The following is a 16,001-nucleotide window of genomic DNA, read 5'->3' on the forward strand; positions in this document are numbered from 1 at the left end:
GTCATCGCACCGGTAGCGACGCCGTGATCAGGTCGACGATCTCCGGCGCGTCCGGCTCGGTCGTCGGACGGAAGCGGTGCACGGACCCGTCCGGGGTGACCAGGAACTTCTCGAAGTTCCACGTGACCCGGCCCGCCTTGCCCGAGGCGTCCGGCGCCTTCGTCAGCTCCGCGTAGAGCGGGTGCTGGGAGCGGCCGTTGACCTTGACCTTCTCGAACATCGGGAAGGTCACGCCCCACGTCGTCGAGCAGTACTCGGCGATGGCCTCCTGCGAGCCGAGCTCCTGCAGGAACTGGTTGCTCGGGAAGCCGAGGACCGTGAAGCCACGGTCGCCGTAGGTCTTCTGGAGCTGTTCGAGCTTCTCGTACTGGGGCGCCAGGCCGCAGCGGGAGGCGACGTTGACGACGAGCTTCACCTTGTCGGCATAGGCACCGAACGTGGTCTCGTCGCCGTGCAGGGTCGTGAGCGGGATCTCGTTCAGGGACATGCCTCGGTCAACTGTGTGTGGTGAGCCGCGCATTCCCCAAGGGCACGACTGTTCCGAGGTGCGACCGACGTCACGGAACACAGGCCGTGGGCGCCTGGGTTGTGCGAGGCATGCGTGCCATCACCTTCTCCCGCTACGGCGGCCCCGACGTCCTCGAGCTCACCGATCTCCCGACCCCCAAGGTCGGCCCCGACAGCGTGCTGGTGCGCGTCCGGGCGGCGTCGGTGAACCCGGTCGACTGGAAGGTCCGCGCCGGGTACCTGGACCAGATCATGGACATCCAGTTCCCCGCCGTTCCCGGCTGGGACGTCGCCGGCGTCGTCGAGCGCGTCGGGCTCGACACCCCGGAGCTGCAGGTCGGCGACGAGGTCTACGGGTACGTCCGTCGGGACTGGCTGCACGGCGGGACGTTCGCCGAACTGGTCGCCGCCCCCGTCCGGACCCTGGCCCACAAGCCCGCGAACCTCTCGTTCGAAGAGGCCGCTGCGGTCCCGCTGGCCGGACTGACCGCGTTCCAGACGATCCGCCGGACGGGCCTGCACGCCGGGCAGACCGTGCTCGTGCACGCGGCGGCCGGTGGGGTCGGGGCCTTCGCGGTCCAGATCGCCGCCTCGCTCGGCGCCCGGGTCATCGGGACGGCCTCGTCGCGCAACCACGAGCACCTGCGCGAGCTGGGTGCCGAGCCGGTCGAGTACGGCGAGGGTCTCGCCGACCGCGTGCGCGCGCTCGCTCCGGGTGGCGTCGACGTCGTGCTCGACTACGGGAGCGACGACCTGGTGCCAACGACCCGCGCGGTGCTCGCCGACGGCGGCACGGTGGCCTCGATCGTCGACGCCGCCGCACGCGACCAGCTCGGCGGGCACTATGTGTGGGTGCGACCCGACCGCGCGGACCTGGAAGCGCTGACCGAGCTGCTCGAGGCCGGCACCCTGAAGGTCGACGTCGCCCAGGTGTTCGAGCTGGCCGACTCCGCTGCGGCCCACGAGCTGAGCCAGACCGGCCACGTGCGCGGCAAGGTCGTCGTCCGCGTCGACTGACCGCGCTGCTCTACAGGGCCCTGCGCACGTGGGCGATGATGCCGTCCGCGGCCGCCTCGACCTGCGCAAGGCACGCCTCGAAGTCGGCGGCCCCGCCGTACCAGGGGTCGTCGACGTCGAGCGCGTGCTCAGCCCGACCCACCGGAGCGTCGGGGTCGAACGACCGGTACATCTGGACCCGCTCGTCACCGCCGAGCCGGCGCAGGGCCTGCGCGTGCGCTGACGTCATGGCCAGGACGAGGTCGTGCGACGCCAGGTCCGACGCTCGCACCCGACGGGCCCGGTGGTCCGGCGCGGCCGGGTACCCGCGCTCGACGAGCGCCGTGCGCGCGCGCCGGTCGATCGGGTTGCCGCTCTCCTCGTCGCTGATGCCCGTGGAGTCGACGACCACCTGGTCGGCCAGGCCGGCGTCGGCGAACCGCTCCCGCAGCACCACCTCCGCCATCGGCGAGCGGCAGATGTTCCCGGTGCAGACGACCATCACGGCGTAGGGCTGGGCCACTCTCGCATCGTCGCACGTGCACCGGGCGGCGAGGGTCGACTCGAGCCCACCACTAGCCATCCGCTCCACACGCGATATACTCTGAATCGAGCATTCGGGTTCGGACGATACGCGTTGGAGGTGTTCCGGTGGCCGCACGGTCGCGCAGCAACCCTCTCGCGCTCGCCGTGCTGGCGCTGCTCTGGGAGCGTCCCATGCACCCGTACGAGATGTCGCTGACCCTGCGCGAGCGCCGCAAGGACGAGTCGGTGAAGCTCAACTTCGGGTCGCTCTACTCGGTGGTGGACTCGCTCGCGAAGCACGGGCTGATCGAGACGGCGTCGACCGAGCGCGACGGCAACCGGCCCACGCGCACCGTCTACCGGCTCACCGACGCGGGCGCGACCGAGGCCATCGACTGGATGACCGACCTGGTCCGGACGCCCGCCAAGGAGTTCCCGCAGTTCGAGGCCGCGCTGTCGTTCCTGCCTCTGCTGGGCCCAGACGACGTCGTCCGGCTGCTCCGCCTGCGTCAGGCCACCCTCGAGCGGACGCTCACGGCACTGCGCGCTGGGGTCGACGAGGCCCGGGCAACCGGTCTGCCGGCCATCTTCACGCTCGAGAGCGCGTACGAGATCGCGATCGTCGACGCGGAGCTGTCCTTCGTGGTCGGCCTGTCGACGAGCATCGCCGACGGCTCCTTCGAGGGCGTCGCGCTGTGGCGCGACCTGCACGGGCGCGTCGCCGAACGCGGTCGCCTCGACCCCGACGAGATCGCCGAGACGCTCGCCGGCTACATGCCACCGCCCTAGATCTCGCGCTCCTCGCGAGCGCGAAAAGGTCGGCCCGGGTGCAGGAACACCCGGGCCGACCACCACGAACCGACCGACACCCCGCGAGGGGCACCTGTGCGATCCGCTGCACGTTCAGCATAGGTGGCACCTCGGTCGGCCCCACAGCCGTCGTCCGACGACGGCACGACCGAGAAGGCGGAACTGTGCCTGCCATGTCTGCACCACCCGTGGTCGAGGCTCTCGACCTCGTCAAGACCTACCCCGGAGGCCGCGGCCGACCGGAGGTCCGGGCCCTCGACGGGCTCACCCTGTCCATCCCGGCCGGAACCGTGCACGGGATGCTCGGCCCGAACGGCGCCGGGAAGTCCACGACCACCAAGGTGCTCACGACCCTCGCGAGGGCCACGTCCGGCACGGCCCGCGTGGCCGGGCACGACGTGGTCCGTTCAGCGGCGGCGGTTCGACGAGCGATCGGCTACGTCTCCCAGGGCACCGGGGCCGACCCGCTGCTGACGCCTCGCGAGAACCTCGTGATGGCCGCTCGGCTGCGCGGGATGTCGCGGTCGTCGTCCGCCGAGCGGGCGGCCGCCCTGGTGGACCGGTTCGGGCTCGCCGAGGCCGCCGACCGCGGCGCGGGCAAGCTGTCGGGCGGCACGCGCCGTAAGCTCGACGTCGCCCTGGGCCTCGTCGGGACGCCGTCCGTGCTCTTCCTCGACGAGCCCACCACGGGGCTGGACCCTGAGGCCAGGTCGGCGATGTGGGCCGAGATCCGACGCCTCTCCGGCGAGGACGCACTGACCGTCGTGCTCACCACGCACTACCTGGAAGAGGCTGACCGCCTTGCCGACGGCCTCACGATCGTCGACCGCGGCCGCGTCGTGGCCGCCGGGTCACCGGAGGCCCTGAAGGCCACTCTCGAGGGCGACACCCTGTCGGTCGACCTGGTCGAGCCCGACGAGCAGCTCGTGGTCTCCGTGGCATCGTCGGTCGGTCTCCTGCGGGACGTCACCGTGCACGTCGAGGGACCGACCGGTCGGCTCGTCGCCCGCACCTCCGACGGACCCGCCGCGGTCGGCGCCGTCATCGCCGCACTGCAGGCCGCGGGCGTCCGGCACGGCGCCGTCGGCGTCTCGCACCCCACCCTCGACGACGTCTACCTGGCCCACGCGGGCCGGTCGTGGACGTCCGCACCCGAGAAGGAGCTGGTCCGATGAGCACGGTCACCTTCTGGGGTTCCCAGACCGCGCAGGTCGCCCGCCGCTGGACCGTCGACGGCTTCCGTCAGCCGTGGGGCCTGGGCGTCGCGGTCCTGCAACCCGTCATCTGGCTCCTGCTGTTCGGGAACGTGTTCTCGTCCGTCGCCACCGTCCCGGGATTCGGTTCCGACGACTACATGACCTTCCTGGTCCCCGGGATCCTGATGATGACCGTCCTCTACTCGGGCGCCTGGGCGGGGACCGGCTTCATCGACGACATCTCCTCCGGGGTCATGGACCGCATGCTGACGTCGCCGGTGCACCGTTCGTCCCTGGTGGCCGGTCAGCTGCTGCAGCAGCTCGGGCTCTGCTTCGTGCAGGGGCTGTGCGTCCTCGGGATCGGCGCGCTCGCCGGTGCCTCGTACGAGGGCGGTGTCGTCGGGCTGCTGGTGGCGCTCGCCGGGTCGATGCTCCTGGCGGCCGCGTTCTGCTCGCTGTCCGCAGCCGTCGCGCTGCTCGCCCGCGACCAGACCGCCCTGATCGGCATCTCGACGATGATCGTGCTGCCGGCAACGTTCCTGTCGACCGCGCTCATGCCCGCGACGCTGCTCCCGGACTGGGTGCAGACGGTCGCCCGCTACAACCCGCTGACCTGGGCCACCGACATCGCCCGCACCGCGCTGTCGCCGTCGATCGACTGGTCTCTCGTCGGAACGCGCAGCGCGCTGCTCCTGGCCCTCGCGGCCCTGGTCGCCTGGTGGTCGGTCCGCGCGATGCGCACGTACCAGCGCTCCCTGTAGCGCACGTCGACGTCCGCACTCGCGAGGGAGCCTCGCGGGTGCGGACGTCGTGCGTCAGTGGGAGGTGGTGCGGCCGAAGTGGAAGCGGGCCGTCGCCGGGGAGCTGGGCCAGCGGCTCGTGACCACCTTGTTGCGCGTGTAGAAGCGGACCGCCTCGGGGCCGTAGATGTGGCTCTCCCCGAACAGCGAGTCCTTCCAGCCACCGAACGAGTGCCAGCCGACGGGCACCGGGATCGGCACGTTGATGCCGATCATGCCGACGTGCACGGCCCGCTGGAACGTGCGGGCGGCGTCGCCGGAGGACGTGAACAGGGCCGTGCCGTTGCCGTACGGGTTGGCGTTGACCAGGGCGATCGCCTCGGACAGGTCGGCCACCCGCAGCACGACCAGCACCGGCCCGAAGATCTCCTCGGCATACGCGCGCATGTCGGTCGTGACCTTGTCGAGCACCGTGGGCCCGACGAAGAACCCGCCCTCGAAGCCGGTGACCTTGTGCCCGCGCCCGTCGACCAGCGCCCGGGCGCCCCCGTCGACCGCCGAGGTCACGATGTCCTCGATCCGCTCCTGAGCGGCCTTGGTGATGACCGGTCCCATGTCGGACGACGGGTCGTTGCCCGGAGCGACACGCACCTTCTGCGCCGCGGACGACAGGCGCTCCAGGAGCGCGTCGGCCACCTCGTCGACCACCAGGGCCACCGAGATCGCCATGCACCGCTCGCCGGCGGCGCCGAACGCCGCACCGGTCAGGTGCGTCGCGGCGAGGTCGAGGTCGGCGTCGGCCAGCACGACGGCGTGGTTCTTCGCGCCGCCGAGGGCCTGCACACGCTTGCCGTGCGCGGTCGCCGTCGCGTGCACGTGCTTCGCGATCGGTGTGGACCCGACGAACGAGACGGCCGAGATGTCGGGGTGCGTGAGCAGTCCGTCGACGGCCACGCGGTCGCCCTGCAGCACGGAGAAGACCCCGTCGGGGAGCCCAGCGTTCTTCCACAGCCTGGCCAGCAGGAGCGACGACGAGGGGTCGCGCTCCGACGGCTTGAGCACGAACGTGTTGCCGGTCGCGATCGCCATCGGCGACATCCACAGCGGGACCATCGCGGGGAAGTTGAACGGGGTGATGCCGGCGACCACACCGAGGGGCTCCCGGAACGAGAACACGTCGACGCCGGTTGCGGCCTGGTCGGTGTACTCGCCCTTGAGCAGCTGCGGGATGCCGCACGCGTACTCGACGACCTCGAGCCCGCGGGCCACCTCGCCGAGCGAGTCCGCGATGACCTTGCCGTGCTCCGCGGTGATCGTCGCCGCGAGCTCGTCGGTGTGCTGGACCAGCTGCTCACGGAACGCGAACAGGACGCCCGCGCGCTTGCCGATCGGTGCCTGCGCCCACTCGGCCGATGCCTCGAGGGCACCGGCGACGACCGCGTCCACCTCCGCCTGGTCGGCCAGCAGCACGCGTCCCGAGACCTCGCCGGTCGCGGGGTTGCGGACGTCTTGGGTGCGGGACCCTTCAGGCGTCGTCACCTTGCCCCCGACGACGTGTCCGATGAGCGGTGCGGTATCGACGAGCGCGGACATCAGAGCCCTCTTTCGTGCCAATGGCGACGGGGTATGCCGGACCCGGCCAATCTAACCCCGCGCGCGACGTCCCAGCAGGGCACTTCAGTCGCGGGCTGTGAGGACCACGGGGCCGTCCGGGGTGATGGCGATCGTGTGCTCGGCGTGGGCGGCCACGGAGCCGTCCGCGGTGCGGATGGTCCAGCCGTCGGCGTCGATCGTGTAGTCGTCGCCGCCCGCCATGAACCAGGGCTCGATCGCGATGACCAGGCCGGACTTCAGCTTGGCACCCGTGCCGGCACGACCGAGGTTGGCCACGTGCGGGTCCTCGTGCATCGTCCGCCCGACGCCGTGCCCGCCGAAGTCGGCGTTGATCCCGTAGCCGCCGGCGCGCCCGATGGTTCCGATCGCCGACGAGATGTCGCCCATCCGCCCACCTGGGACCGCGGCCGCGATGCCCGCAGCGAGCGCACGGTCGGTGGTGTCGATCAGCGCGGTCACGGCCGGATCGACCGTGCCGATCTGGAAGGTCAGCGCCGAGTCGGCCACCCACCCCTGGACCTCGGCCGCGAAGTCGATGGACAGCACGTCGCCGTCGGCGAGCACGTAGTCCGACGGCAGCCCGTGCAGCGCGGCGTCGTTGACCGAGGTGCACAGCACACCCGGGTACGGCATGGCGCCGAACGACGGGTGGTAGCCCAGGTAGACCGAGCGCGCGCCGGCGGCGTCGATCATCTGGTGCGCGTGCGTGTCGAGCTGCTTGAGGGTCATCCCCTCGCGGGCGATGTCACGCAAGGAGGACAGGACGCCGGCGACGAAGCGACCGGCGGGACGCATGGCGTCGATCTGAGCAGGGTTCTTGAGGGCCACACCCCCAACCCTGCCACGGGCAGGCAACAGCCCGTGGGCCGGACCCCTCGAAGGGTCCTGCCGCGAGGGACGAGTTCGCGGCTCCCACGGGCTGCGGTGACTGCCATAGATTCGCTCGCCGACCTGAAGGTCTGCGGGCGGATGCAATCCGTCCTAGAGCTGCCGGGCGACTAGCCGGCAGTCACCTCACGCGTCCAAAGAGAAATCATGTCTTGGACCACCTCCTTCCCGTGTGTCATGAACGTACGTCCGGTTCTGCCGGTATGCCAAGGCTTTTCTCCGCTGGCGAAGCGGCGGGCTCCGCACGACCCTGGATCGATGAGCACCCCTCCGACCGCTCCCTGGAACGAGCACGCAGGTCGCCGGTTCTCGCTGTCGGCGACCGTCCTGGAGGCGCGAGACGCCAACCAGCTCGCGGACTTCTACCACCGGCTCCTGGGGTGGCCTGTGATCGCCGAGGAGGACGGCTGGGTCATGATCCGGCCGCCCGGCGGCGGCAGCGGCCTGTCGTTCAGCTCGGACCCGCTCTACCGGGAACCGGTCTGGCCGGCGACGACGGACCACAACCAGATGCAGCTCCACCTCGACATCCGCGTCGACGACCTGGCCAAAGGAGTCGAGCACGCGCTGGCCGCGGGCGCGCGGCTGGCCGACTTCCAGCCCCAGGACGACGTGCGCGTCCTTCTCGACCCCGCCGGCCACCCGTTCTGCTTCTTCGAGAACTGAGCCGCGGGCGTCCGGTCGTGGCGGCTCAGGACCCGAGCTGCTCGCCCTCAGTCGAGGAGCGTGTGCACCAGGGCGCGTCCGAGGGTTCCGGTGCCGCCTGTGACGAGCACCGGGCGATCGTCGTCGTCGGTCATGCGTCGATCCTGGCCGAGCCGGCTGCACCGTCGCGAGCCGGGGCTGGGCTGGGCTACACGGTGGGGCGGGCCGCCGTGATCTCGGCAGCCAGCGCCGGGACGGCCGGTGCCTTGACGAGGACGGCGACGTCCTGCGTCGCGCCCTTGACCAGCGTGATCCGCAGACCGGTGGTGGTGCGCTTCTGCCAGGTCCGGACGTCGGAGGCCGCGCTCACGTCGGTGACCTTGGCCCACGGGAACGCGCACACCTTCTGCTCCGACTTCTTGCCGGACCAGATCTCGATGCCGCCCGGCCCGTAGGCGAGAGTCGCGGCGACACCCGTGGTCTGCTTCTCGCCGGCGGCCTTCAGGAAGACCTCCTGCGTCGGTCCGGTGACGCACGGGACGAACGACCAGCCGGGGTGCGTCGCCTCGAGGGCCTGCGCGCGGGTGCGGTTGGCGCGCTCCGAGGCGACGATCGTCGCGGCGAGCACCGAGGGGCCGACGACGAACGCGACGATGAGCAGCGCGGCGGCCGTGGTGTTCCCGTCGGGCACCGTCAGTGCGAGACCGACCGCGAGCAGGACGAGGTCGATCGCGATGAAGAGGATCCAACGGCGCTTGGTCACAGGCGGGACGGTACCGGAAACCTTGCGGCCGACGCCGTGACCGAGGACGGCACCGGGACACCGGCCAACGGCGACGGCTCGGCGGGACCTGCGACCAGCGACAGCGGAAGCACGCCCGCCCAGACGGCGCGGTCCTCGCCGTCGTCGGGCTCCTCGGACGCGCCGTACGCCCGGACCTTGACGCTCGCGCGGTCCAGGCCGATGCGCAGGATCGAGGTCGCCGCGAGCTCCTTGCGGGTCGACGGCCGCACCTCGTCCCACCGGCCCGGCATGAGGTGCTCCGAGACGACGAGCAGCGCCGCCTCCTTCTCTCCGGCGGGCACGGGGACCGCCCGCCCGTGCACGACGACGCTGCGGTAGTTGGCCGAGCTGTCGAACACCGTCCGGGCGAAGACCAGGCCGTCGACGTGCGTGACGCCGACCGACACCTCGACCCCCTCAGGCGACAGGAACAGCCCGCCGCCCGTGGATCCGTGCAGCAGCAGCGAGTCGCCGTCGCGCGCGTAGAGGAACGGGATCACGACCGGTCGCCCGTCCCGCACGAACGCCACGTGCGCGACCAGGCCGGCGTCGAGGATCGCGTACAGCTCCGCGCGCTCGGTGAGCTGCCGCTCGGGGATGCGGCGGATGCGGGTCTGGTCGTCGACGACGAGCGGCTCGGTCATGCGCCGAGGGTACTGACGGGTGAGCGGAAGGTCGCCGCCATTCCGCGGCCGCCCCCGACGCTCGCCCGAGACCGTCAGCTCGACACGAGACCGGCAGCTCACACTGCCGGTCTCGTGCCAGAGTGCCGGTCTCGCCACCACGGCGACAGCGCGACGCGGACGCAGACCTCAGGTGCGGTCCACCAGGAACTGCGTGTACGCGGGCACCGTGAGGAAGGTCGGGAACTCCTCCGCCAGGGCGACCTGCCGGAACAGGTCCGCCGCGTCGTCGTACCGGTCGCCCGGCTGCCGGGGCAGGTCGGACAGGACAGCGAGCAGGACGGCACGGACCCGGTCGGTGTCGATGCGGGTGCCCTCGGCCGTGACCACCCCGTGGTGCACCCACTGCCACACCTGCGAGCGCGCGATCTCCGCGGTCGCGGCGTCCTCCATGAGGTGGTCGATGGCCACCGCCCCGCTGCCGCGCAGCCACGCCTCGAGGTACCGCACCGCGACCGAGACGTTCCCGCGCAGACCCGCGTCCGTGACGGCACCGGGCTCCCCGCCGCCGGCCGACGCGATGTCGAGCAGGTCGGCCGCCGTGACGTGGACGTCGGGACGCAGCACGTCACGCTGGTCGACGCGGTCACCGAGGGCCTCGTCGAAGACCGCCTGTGCGACCGGCACGAGGTCGGGGTGCGCCACCCACGTGCCGTCGTAACCCTGCCCGGCCTCCCGCTGCTTGTCGGCCGTGACCTGCGCGATCGCCTTCTCGGTGACCTCCGGGTCGCGGCGGTCCGGGATGAACGCGCTCATCCCGCCGATGGCCTGCGCCCCGCGCTTGTGGCACGTGGCGACGAGCAGCTCGGTGTACGCCTTCATGAACGGGACGGTCATGGTGACGGCCGACCGGTCGGGCAGGATGAAGCGCGAACCGCGGGCACGGAAGTTCTTGATGACGCTGAAGATGTAGTCCCAGCGCCCCGCGTTCAGGCCGGCACAGTGGTCGCGCAGCTCGTAGAGGATCTCCTCCATCTCGAACGCGGCCGTGATGGTCTCGATGAGGACCGTCGCGCGGATAGTCCCGTACCGCAGACCGAGGTAGGTCTCGGTGTAGCGGAACACCTCGTCCCAGAGGCGGGCCTCCAGGTGACCCTCGAGCTTGGGCAGGTACAGGTACGGGCCACGGCCCGCGGCGACGAGGGCCTGGGCGTTGTGGAACAGGTACAGCCCGGCGTCGACCAGGCTTGCCGACGAGGGGCAGGGCTGCCCGGTGCGGTCCGTGAACTCGAGGTGCTTCTCGGTCAGGTGCCAGCCGCGGGGCCGCATGACGATCGTCGGCGTCTGCGCGCCGACCCGGTACTCCTTGCCCTCGGGGCTCGTGAAGTCGACCTGGCCGCGCACGGCGTCGAACAGGGAGTGCTGGCCGCCGACGATGTTGGTCCAGGTCGGGCTCGTGGCGTCCTCGAGGTCCGCGAGCCAGACCTTGGCGCCCGAGTTCAGGGCGTTGACCGTCATCTTGCGGTCGGTCGGTCCGGTGATCTCGACGCGACGGTCCTCGAGCCCGGGCCCGGGTCCGGCCACCCGCCACGACGGGTCGGCGCGGATGTGCGCCGTGAGCGGCAGGAAGCCCGGGTCGGCGCCGTTGGCGATGCGACGGCGGCGGTTCTGCCGGCCGAGCAGCAGGTCCTGGCGTCGACCGGCGAAGTGCGCGTGCAGGTCGGTGAGGAAGTCGAGGGCCTCGTCGGTGAGGATCTCGTCGGAACCCGGCACGTCCGGGCCGACGACGGTCGTGCGGGGTCTGGTCAGCGTGCTCGTGGTGAGGGACATGGTCGCTCTCTCCTCAGTGCGTGAACTGGGCAGTCTCGGTGGACCCGGCGAGCGCGAGGGTGGCGCTCTGCGGGGAGATCGCGGTGGCGACGCGGTCGAAGTAGCCGGTGCCGACCTCGCGCTGGTGGCGCGTGGCCGTGTAGCCGGCCTTCTCGGAGGCGATCTCGGCCTCCTGCAGCTCGACGTACGCGCTCATCCCACGCTGGGCGTAGCCCTGGGCGAGGTCGAACATCGAGTGGTTCAGGGCGTGGAACCCGGCGAGCGTGATGAACTGGAAGACGTAGCCGTGGCCCGCGAGCTCGCGCTGGAACCGGGCGATCTGCGCGTCGTCCAGCTGCGAGCGCCAGTGGAACGACGGCGAGCAGTTGTAGGCCAGGAGCTTGCCGGGGAACCGGTCGTGGATCCGCTCCGCGAACTCGACGGCCAGCGCGATGTCCGGGGTCGACGTCTCCACCCAGATGAGGTCGGAGTGCGGCGCGTACGCCTCGGCGCGGGCGACGACCGGATCGAGGCCGTTCCGCACCCGGTAGTAGCCCTCGACGGTGCGCTCGCCGGTGAGGAACTGCTCGTCCCTCGGGTCCACGTCCGAGGTCAGCAGGTCCGCGCCGAGCGCGTCGGTCCGCGCGACGATGACCGTCGGCACCCCTGCGACGTCGGCCGCGAGCCGTGCCGCCGACAGCGTGCGCACGTGCTGCGACGTCGGGACGAGCACCTTGCCGCCCAGGTGACCGCACTTCTTCTCGGCCGCGAGCTGGTCCTCCCAGTGCACGCCGGCCGCACCGGCCGCGATCATCGCGTGCATCAGCTCGTAGGCGTTCAGGGGTCCCCCGAAGCCCGCCTCGGCGTCGGCGACGATCGGCGCGAGCCACTCGCGGGTCCGGTGGCCGTTCTCCGCGAAGTCGATCTGGTCGGCCCGAAGCAGCGCGTTGTTGATGCGGCGCACGACTGCCGGCACCGAGCTGACCGGGTAGAGCGACTGGTCAGGGTACGTCTGGCCGGCCTGGTTGGCGTCGGCCGCGACCTGCCAGCCCGACAGGTAGATGGCCTCGAGCCCGGCTCGGATCTGCTGCACGGCCTGGTTGCCGGTCAGGGCGCCGAGCGCCGGCAGGAGCGTCCGGCTGTGCAGGAGCTGCCACAGCCGGTCGGCGCCACGGAGGGCCAGCGTGCTCTGCTCGCGGACCGAACCCCGCAGCGCGACGACGTCCTGCGCCGAGTGGACGCGCTCGATGCCCGCCCAGCGCGGGTCGAGGGCCCAGCTCGCCTCCAGCTCGTCAGCAGTCTGGGTCTGGTCGCCGTGGGTGGTGCTCATCGTCTCCTCCATCTTTCGCGTTTCTTCTCGGCTGTTCGGCCTGACCTCTACGTTCCCTGGTGGCGACCGGTTCTTCCCCCGCGAAGTCCGCAGAAGATCGGCGTTCCTTCTCCTGGACAGAAGGAGTTGGCCGGGAGACGGTGGAGTCATGACGACAACGGCCGACGGCGGCCTCGACACGCTGGTGCTGGGACGACGGATCCGGCACCTGCGCACGAGCCGGAACATGACGCTCGACGACCTCGGCCAGGCCATCGGGCGGGCACCCTCCCAGGTGTCGATGCTCGAGAACGGTCACCGCGAACCCAAGCTCTCGCTGCTCGCGCAGGTGGCCGAGGCTCTGGACGTGCCGCTCGCCGAGCTGTTGCGCACCGAGCCGCCGACGCGACGGGCCGCGCTCGAGGTCGAGCTCGAACGGGCGCAGCGCGGCCCGCTGTTCGCGTCGCTCGGCGTGCCGACCGTCAAGGTCGGGCGGACGCTCCCGGCCGACGCCCTCGAGGCGCTGGTCAAGCTGCAGGCCGAGGTGCAGCGGCTCCTGACAGAGAACGCCGCGACCCCGGAGGAGGCCCGCCGGGCCAACGCCGAGCTGCGGGCACGGATGCGTGCGCAGGACAACTACTTCCCCGAGCTCGAGGAGCACGCGCGCCGCCTGCTCGCCGCGATCGACCACCCCGGTGGCCCTCTGTCGCAGCGCGCCACCGCGGACATCGCGGCTCACCTCGGCTTCGGCCTGCACTACGTCACCGACCTGCCGCACTCGACGCGCACGGTGACCGACCTGGCCCATCGACGCATCTACCTGCCGCAGGGCAACCCGGGGACGAGCGACGCGCGCTCACCGCTCCTGCAGGCGATCGCCAGCCACGTGCTCGGCCACGCTGAGCCTCGCGACTACGGCGACTTCCTGCGCCAGCGGGTCGAGGCCAACTACCTGGCGGCGGCTCTGATGCTGCCCGAGGACGGCGCGGCCGCGTTCCTCCAGGAGGCCAAGGCGGAGCGTCGGCTGTCGGTCGAGGACCTCCGCGACGCGTTCGCCGTGCCCTACGAGACGGCCGCGCACCGGTTCACCAACCTGGCGACGCGTCACCTGGGCGTGCCCGTGCACTTCATGAAGGTCCACGAGGGCGGCACTCTGCACAAGGCGTACGAGAACGACGGCGTGGTCTTCCCGTCCGACGCTCTCGGCGCGATCGAGGGTCAGCCCGTCTGCCGGCAGTGGACGGCCCGGGTCGTCTTCACGTTGGCCGACCGGTTCTCGCCGTACTACCAGTACACCGACACGTCGTCGGGAACGTACTGGTGCACGTCCCGAGTACAGCCGTCGTCGCAGGGCGCGTTCTCCGTCAGCGTCGGCGTGCCGTTCGCGCACGTGCGCTGGTTCCGCGGTCGTGAGACCACCGAACGCTCGGCGTCGCGCTGCCCTGACCCGATGTGCTGCCGGCAGCCACCGACCGAGCTCACCCAGCGCTGGTCCGACAAGGCCTGGCCCAGCGCACGTCCGCACGCGTCCCTGCTGGCCGCGCTGCCCGTCGGGGTGTTCCCGGGCGTCGACACGACCGAGGTCTACCGGTTCCTCGACCGGCACGCGCCGACCGACTGACGGCGACTTCCGGGGCCGCGTCGGCCCTTGTGCGCTGCGGTCACACCGTGCTCAAGTCCGCCCTCGCACGTGCCGTTGAGTCCAGTGCGGGGGTCCAGGTGGCATGCGAGTTACGACGACGTAGCGGAGGTAGACATGACGAAGTGCGACGAGTGCAGCTCTGCTGTGCAGATCTGCGCGAAGTGCGACGGCGCGGGCAAGAAGCGCTGGTCAGGCGAGTGCAGCTACTGCCGCGGCACCGGCCACCTCTGCATGAAGAACTCGAACCACCGCTGGTGATCTGAGGACCGCCTGACTAGGCAACCGCGGTTCGCGCGCGGAGGTCCTTGCGCAGGATCTTTCCCGACGAGGACTTCGGGATGGACTCGACGAACTCGACCTGCCGGACCTTCTTGTGCGGGGCGACGCGCTCGGCCACCCACGCCATCAGTGCGCCCGCATCGAGGTCGTTACGCCGGACGACGAAGGCCTTCGGCGTCTCCTGCCCCTCGTCGTCGGGAACCCCGATGACGGCAGCGTCCTGCACGTCGGGGTGCGAGAGCAGCAGCGCCTCGAGCTCCGCGGGTGGGACCTGGTAGCCGTGGTACTTGATCAGCTCCTTGAGCCGGTCGACCACGTAGAACGCGCCTGCCGCGTCGACCGTCACGATGTCGCCCGTGTGCAGGAAGCCGTCGGCGTCGAGCGTCGCGGCGGTCGCCTCGTCGTCACCGAGGTAGCCGACCATGACGTTCGGGCCCCGGCACCACAGCTCGCCCTGCTCGCTGCGGCCCGTCGTCGGGACGACGATGTCGTGCCCGTCGACCGGGTCGATCACGCGGCACACCATGTTCGGCACCAGCACCCCGATGGACCCGCGGGGCAGGTCGTCGCGGTCCGCGGGCACGGCGTGGGACACCGGGCTCATCTCGGTCATCCCGTACCCCTGCACCACACGGCACCCGAGCCGTTCCGCGACCGCGTCGGCGAGCGTGCCGTCCAAGGGTGCGGCCCCCGAGAGGATCGTGTGCACGCTCGACAGGTCGTGCTCGGCCACCGCGGGGTGCTTGGCCAGCGCGACGGCGATCGGCGGTGCGATGAACAGATACGTGCAGCGCTGCTCCTGGACCGTCACGAGGAACTGTGCGAGGTCGAACCTGGGGAGCGTCACCAGCCGTGCCCGAGCGCGCAGCGACAGGTTGAGCAGCACGGTCATGCCGTAGATGTGGAAGAACGGCAGCACGGCCGCGACCACGTCGTCGGGGTTCAGCCGGATGAGCCGACGGGACTGCGCGACGTTGGCGACGAGGTTGCGGTGCGTGAGCATGACGCCCTTGGCCAGCCCGGTGGTCCCCGACGAGTACGGCAGGACGGCCAGGTGAGTCGCCGGGTCGATCGTCACCTGCGGGGCGTCCCGGCCCTCGGCGAGGAGGTCCGCGAAAGACGTGAAGCCTTCGAGCCCGTCGGCCACCACGATCCGGTCGTCCGTCAGCCCTGACGCGCGCGCCGCCGCGAGCATCGGTGCGCCCAGGACCGAGACCGTCACGACGAACGACGCCCGCGAGTCGGCGAGCTGCCGGCCGATCTCGTCGGCCGTGTAGAGCGAGTTCACCGTGGTGACCGTCGCACCAGCACGCAGGATCCCGTGGAAGATCGCCACGAACGCCGCCGAGTTGGGTGCGTGCAGCGCGACGACGTCACCCGGCCGAACCCCGCGCGCCGCGAGCGCTCCGGCCACCCTGCGCACCTGGTTCACGAGCTCGCCGTACGTCAGCGCTGCGCCACCGTCGACGACCGCGACCGCCCGCAGCTCGTCAGGTGACAGGCTCCCCAGGACGTAGTCGAACACCGACAGGTCCGGGATCTCGACGTCGGGATACGGACTGACGATCGCCACGCGCAGCTCCTTGCACCGGGACCGCGCACGCCGGTGTGCGCAGCCGCCCTCGGCACGCTAC

At 71.3% G+C, this 16,001-nt stretch carries 16 protein-coding genes; 7 read left to right on the top strand and 9 right to left on the bottom strand.

The window, feature by feature from the left end; genetic code table 11:
* Nucleotide 1: 1 nt before the first annotated feature.
* Nucleotides 2-487 carry a glutathione peroxidase gene (locus tag AC1DPN_RS17430; RefSeq protein WP_477086039.1) on the bottom strand — a complete coding sequence of 162 codons (486 nt, stop codon included), beginning with the start codon at nucleotides 485-487 and terminating at the stop codon, nucleotides 2-4.
* A 110-nt stretch (nucleotides 488-597) separates the two neighbouring features.
* On the opposite strand from AC1DPN_RS17430, the gene AC1DPN_RS17435 reads away from it, so the two are divergent.
* Nucleotides 598-1,524 carry an NADP-dependent oxidoreductase gene (locus AC1DPN_RS17435; protein WP_477086040.1) on the top strand — a complete coding sequence of 309 codons (927 nt, stop codon included), beginning with the start codon at nucleotides 598-600 and terminating at the stop codon, nucleotides 1,522-1,524.
* A 10-nt stretch (nucleotides 1,525-1,534) separates the two neighbouring features.
* Here the strand turns inward: AC1DPN_RS17435 and AC1DPN_RS17440 are convergent, their stop codons facing one another.
* Nucleotides 1,535-2,026 (bottom strand): low molecular weight protein-tyrosine-phosphatase, encoded by a 492-nt coding sequence (locus AC1DPN_RS17440; RefSeq protein WP_477086041.1) that lies wholly within the window; start codon nucleotides 2,024-2,026, stop codon nucleotides 1,535-1,537.
* Between the two features lie 128 nt (nucleotides 2,027-2,154).
* On the opposite strand from AC1DPN_RS17440, the gene AC1DPN_RS17445 reads away from it, so the two are divergent.
* The 3 genes from AC1DPN_RS17445 to AC1DPN_RS17455 all read left to right on the top strand — a co-directional run bounded on the left by AC1DPN_RS17445 (nucleotide 2,155) and on the right by AC1DPN_RS17455 (nucleotide 4,795).
* Nucleotides 2,155-2,817, top strand: coding sequence for a PadR family transcriptional regulator (locus AC1DPN_RS17445; RefSeq protein ID WP_477086042.1), 663 nt, complete (start codon nucleotides 2,155-2,157; stop codon nucleotides 2,815-2,817).
* 194 nt (nucleotides 2,818-3,011) lie between these two features.
* Nucleotides 3,012-4,013: an ABC transporter ATP-binding protein gene (locus AC1DPN_RS17450; protein WP_477086043.1), complete on the top strand. Its 1,002-nt coding sequence runs from the start codon at nucleotides 3,012-3,014 to the stop codon at nucleotides 4,011-4,013.
* Nucleotides 4,010-4,795 carry an ABC transporter permease gene (locus AC1DPN_RS17455; RefSeq protein ID WP_477086044.1) on the top strand — a complete coding sequence of 262 codons (786 nt, stop codon included), beginning with the start codon at nucleotides 4,010-4,012 and terminating at the stop codon, nucleotides 4,793-4,795. The genes AC1DPN_RS17450 and AC1DPN_RS17455 overlap by 4 nt, the downstream gene beginning before the upstream one ends.
* 54 nt (nucleotides 4,796-4,849) lie before the next feature.
* On the opposite strand, the gene AC1DPN_RS17460 is transcribed toward AC1DPN_RS17455, so the two are convergent.
* Both AC1DPN_RS17460 and map read right to left on the bottom strand, forming a co-directional pair.
* Nucleotides 4,850-6,367, bottom strand: coding sequence for a CoA-acylating methylmalonate-semialdehyde dehydrogenase (locus AC1DPN_RS17460; RefSeq protein ID WP_477086045.1), 1,518 nt, complete (start codon nucleotides 6,365-6,367; stop codon nucleotides 4,850-4,852).
* Nucleotides 6,368-6,451: 84 nt separating this feature from the next.
* The gene (gene map / locus AC1DPN_RS17465) at nucleotides 6,452-7,216 is read right to left on the bottom strand and encodes a type I methionyl aminopeptidase (protein WP_477086046.1); all 765 of its coding nucleotides are present in this window, start codon (nucleotides 7,214-7,216) and stop codon (nucleotides 6,452-6,454) included.
* 318 nt (nucleotides 7,217-7,534) lie between these two features.
* Here map and AC1DPN_RS17470 point away from each other — a divergent pair, with 318 nt between their 5' ends.
* A complete protein-coding gene (locus tag AC1DPN_RS17470; RefSeq protein WP_477086047.1) occupies nucleotides 7,535-7,942 on the top strand; it encodes a VOC family protein in 408 nt (135 codons plus the stop codon).
* Nucleotides 7,943-8,129: 187 nt separating this feature from the next.
* Here the strand turns inward: AC1DPN_RS17470 and AC1DPN_RS17475 are convergent, their stop codons facing one another.
* From AC1DPN_RS17475 to aceA, 4 genes are all read right to left on the bottom strand, one after another.
* Nucleotides 8,130-8,684, bottom strand: coding sequence for a hypothetical protein (locus AC1DPN_RS17475; protein WP_477086048.1), 555 nt, complete (start codon nucleotides 8,682-8,684; stop codon nucleotides 8,130-8,132).
* Nucleotides 8,681-9,349, bottom strand: a complete 669-nt coding sequence (locus tag AC1DPN_RS17480) for a pyridoxamine 5'-phosphate oxidase family protein (protein ID WP_477086049.1) — start codon at nucleotides 9,347-9,349, stop codon at nucleotides 8,681-8,683. The genes AC1DPN_RS17475 and AC1DPN_RS17480 overlap by 4 nt, the downstream gene beginning before the upstream one ends.
* Before the next feature lie 168 nt (nucleotides 9,350-9,517).
* Nucleotides 9,518-11,158: a malate synthase A gene (gene aceB, locus AC1DPN_RS17485; RefSeq protein ID WP_477086050.1), complete on the bottom strand. Its 1,641-nt coding sequence runs from the start codon at nucleotides 11,156-11,158 to the stop codon at nucleotides 9,518-9,520.
* A 13-nt stretch (nucleotides 11,159-11,171) separates the two neighbouring features.
* Complete coding sequence (aceA, locus tag AC1DPN_RS17490; protein WP_477086051.1) at nucleotides 11,172-12,467, bottom strand: isocitrate lyase; 1,296 nt, start codon at nucleotides 12,465-12,467, stop codon at nucleotides 11,172-11,174.
* Nucleotides 12,468-12,615: 148 nt separating this feature from the next.
* Here aceA and AC1DPN_RS17495 point away from each other — a divergent pair, with 148 nt between their 5' ends.
* Together AC1DPN_RS17495 and AC1DPN_RS17500 are read left to right on the top strand one after the other, a co-directional pair.
* Nucleotides 12,616-14,067 (top strand): helix-turn-helix domain-containing protein, encoded by a 1,452-nt coding sequence (locus tag AC1DPN_RS17495; protein WP_477086052.1) that lies wholly within the window; start codon nucleotides 12,616-12,618, stop codon nucleotides 14,065-14,067.
* Nucleotides 14,068-14,202: 135 nt separating this feature from the next.
* Nucleotides 14,203-14,346 carry a hypothetical protein gene (locus tag AC1DPN_RS17500; RefSeq protein WP_477086053.1) on the top strand — a complete coding sequence of 48 codons (144 nt, stop codon included), beginning with the start codon at nucleotides 14,203-14,205 and terminating at the stop codon, nucleotides 14,344-14,346.
* A gap of 16 nt (nucleotides 14,347-14,362) precedes the next feature.
* Here the strand turns inward: AC1DPN_RS17500 and AC1DPN_RS17505 are convergent, their stop codons facing one another.
* Entirely contained in the window at nucleotides 14,363-15,940 is a 1,578-nt protein-coding gene (locus AC1DPN_RS17505) for an AMP-binding protein (RefSeq protein WP_477086054.1), read from the bottom strand.
* Nucleotides 15,941-16,001: the final 61 nt, after the last annotated feature.

Source organism: Cellulomonas sp. P4_H4 (assembly GCF_056400865.1).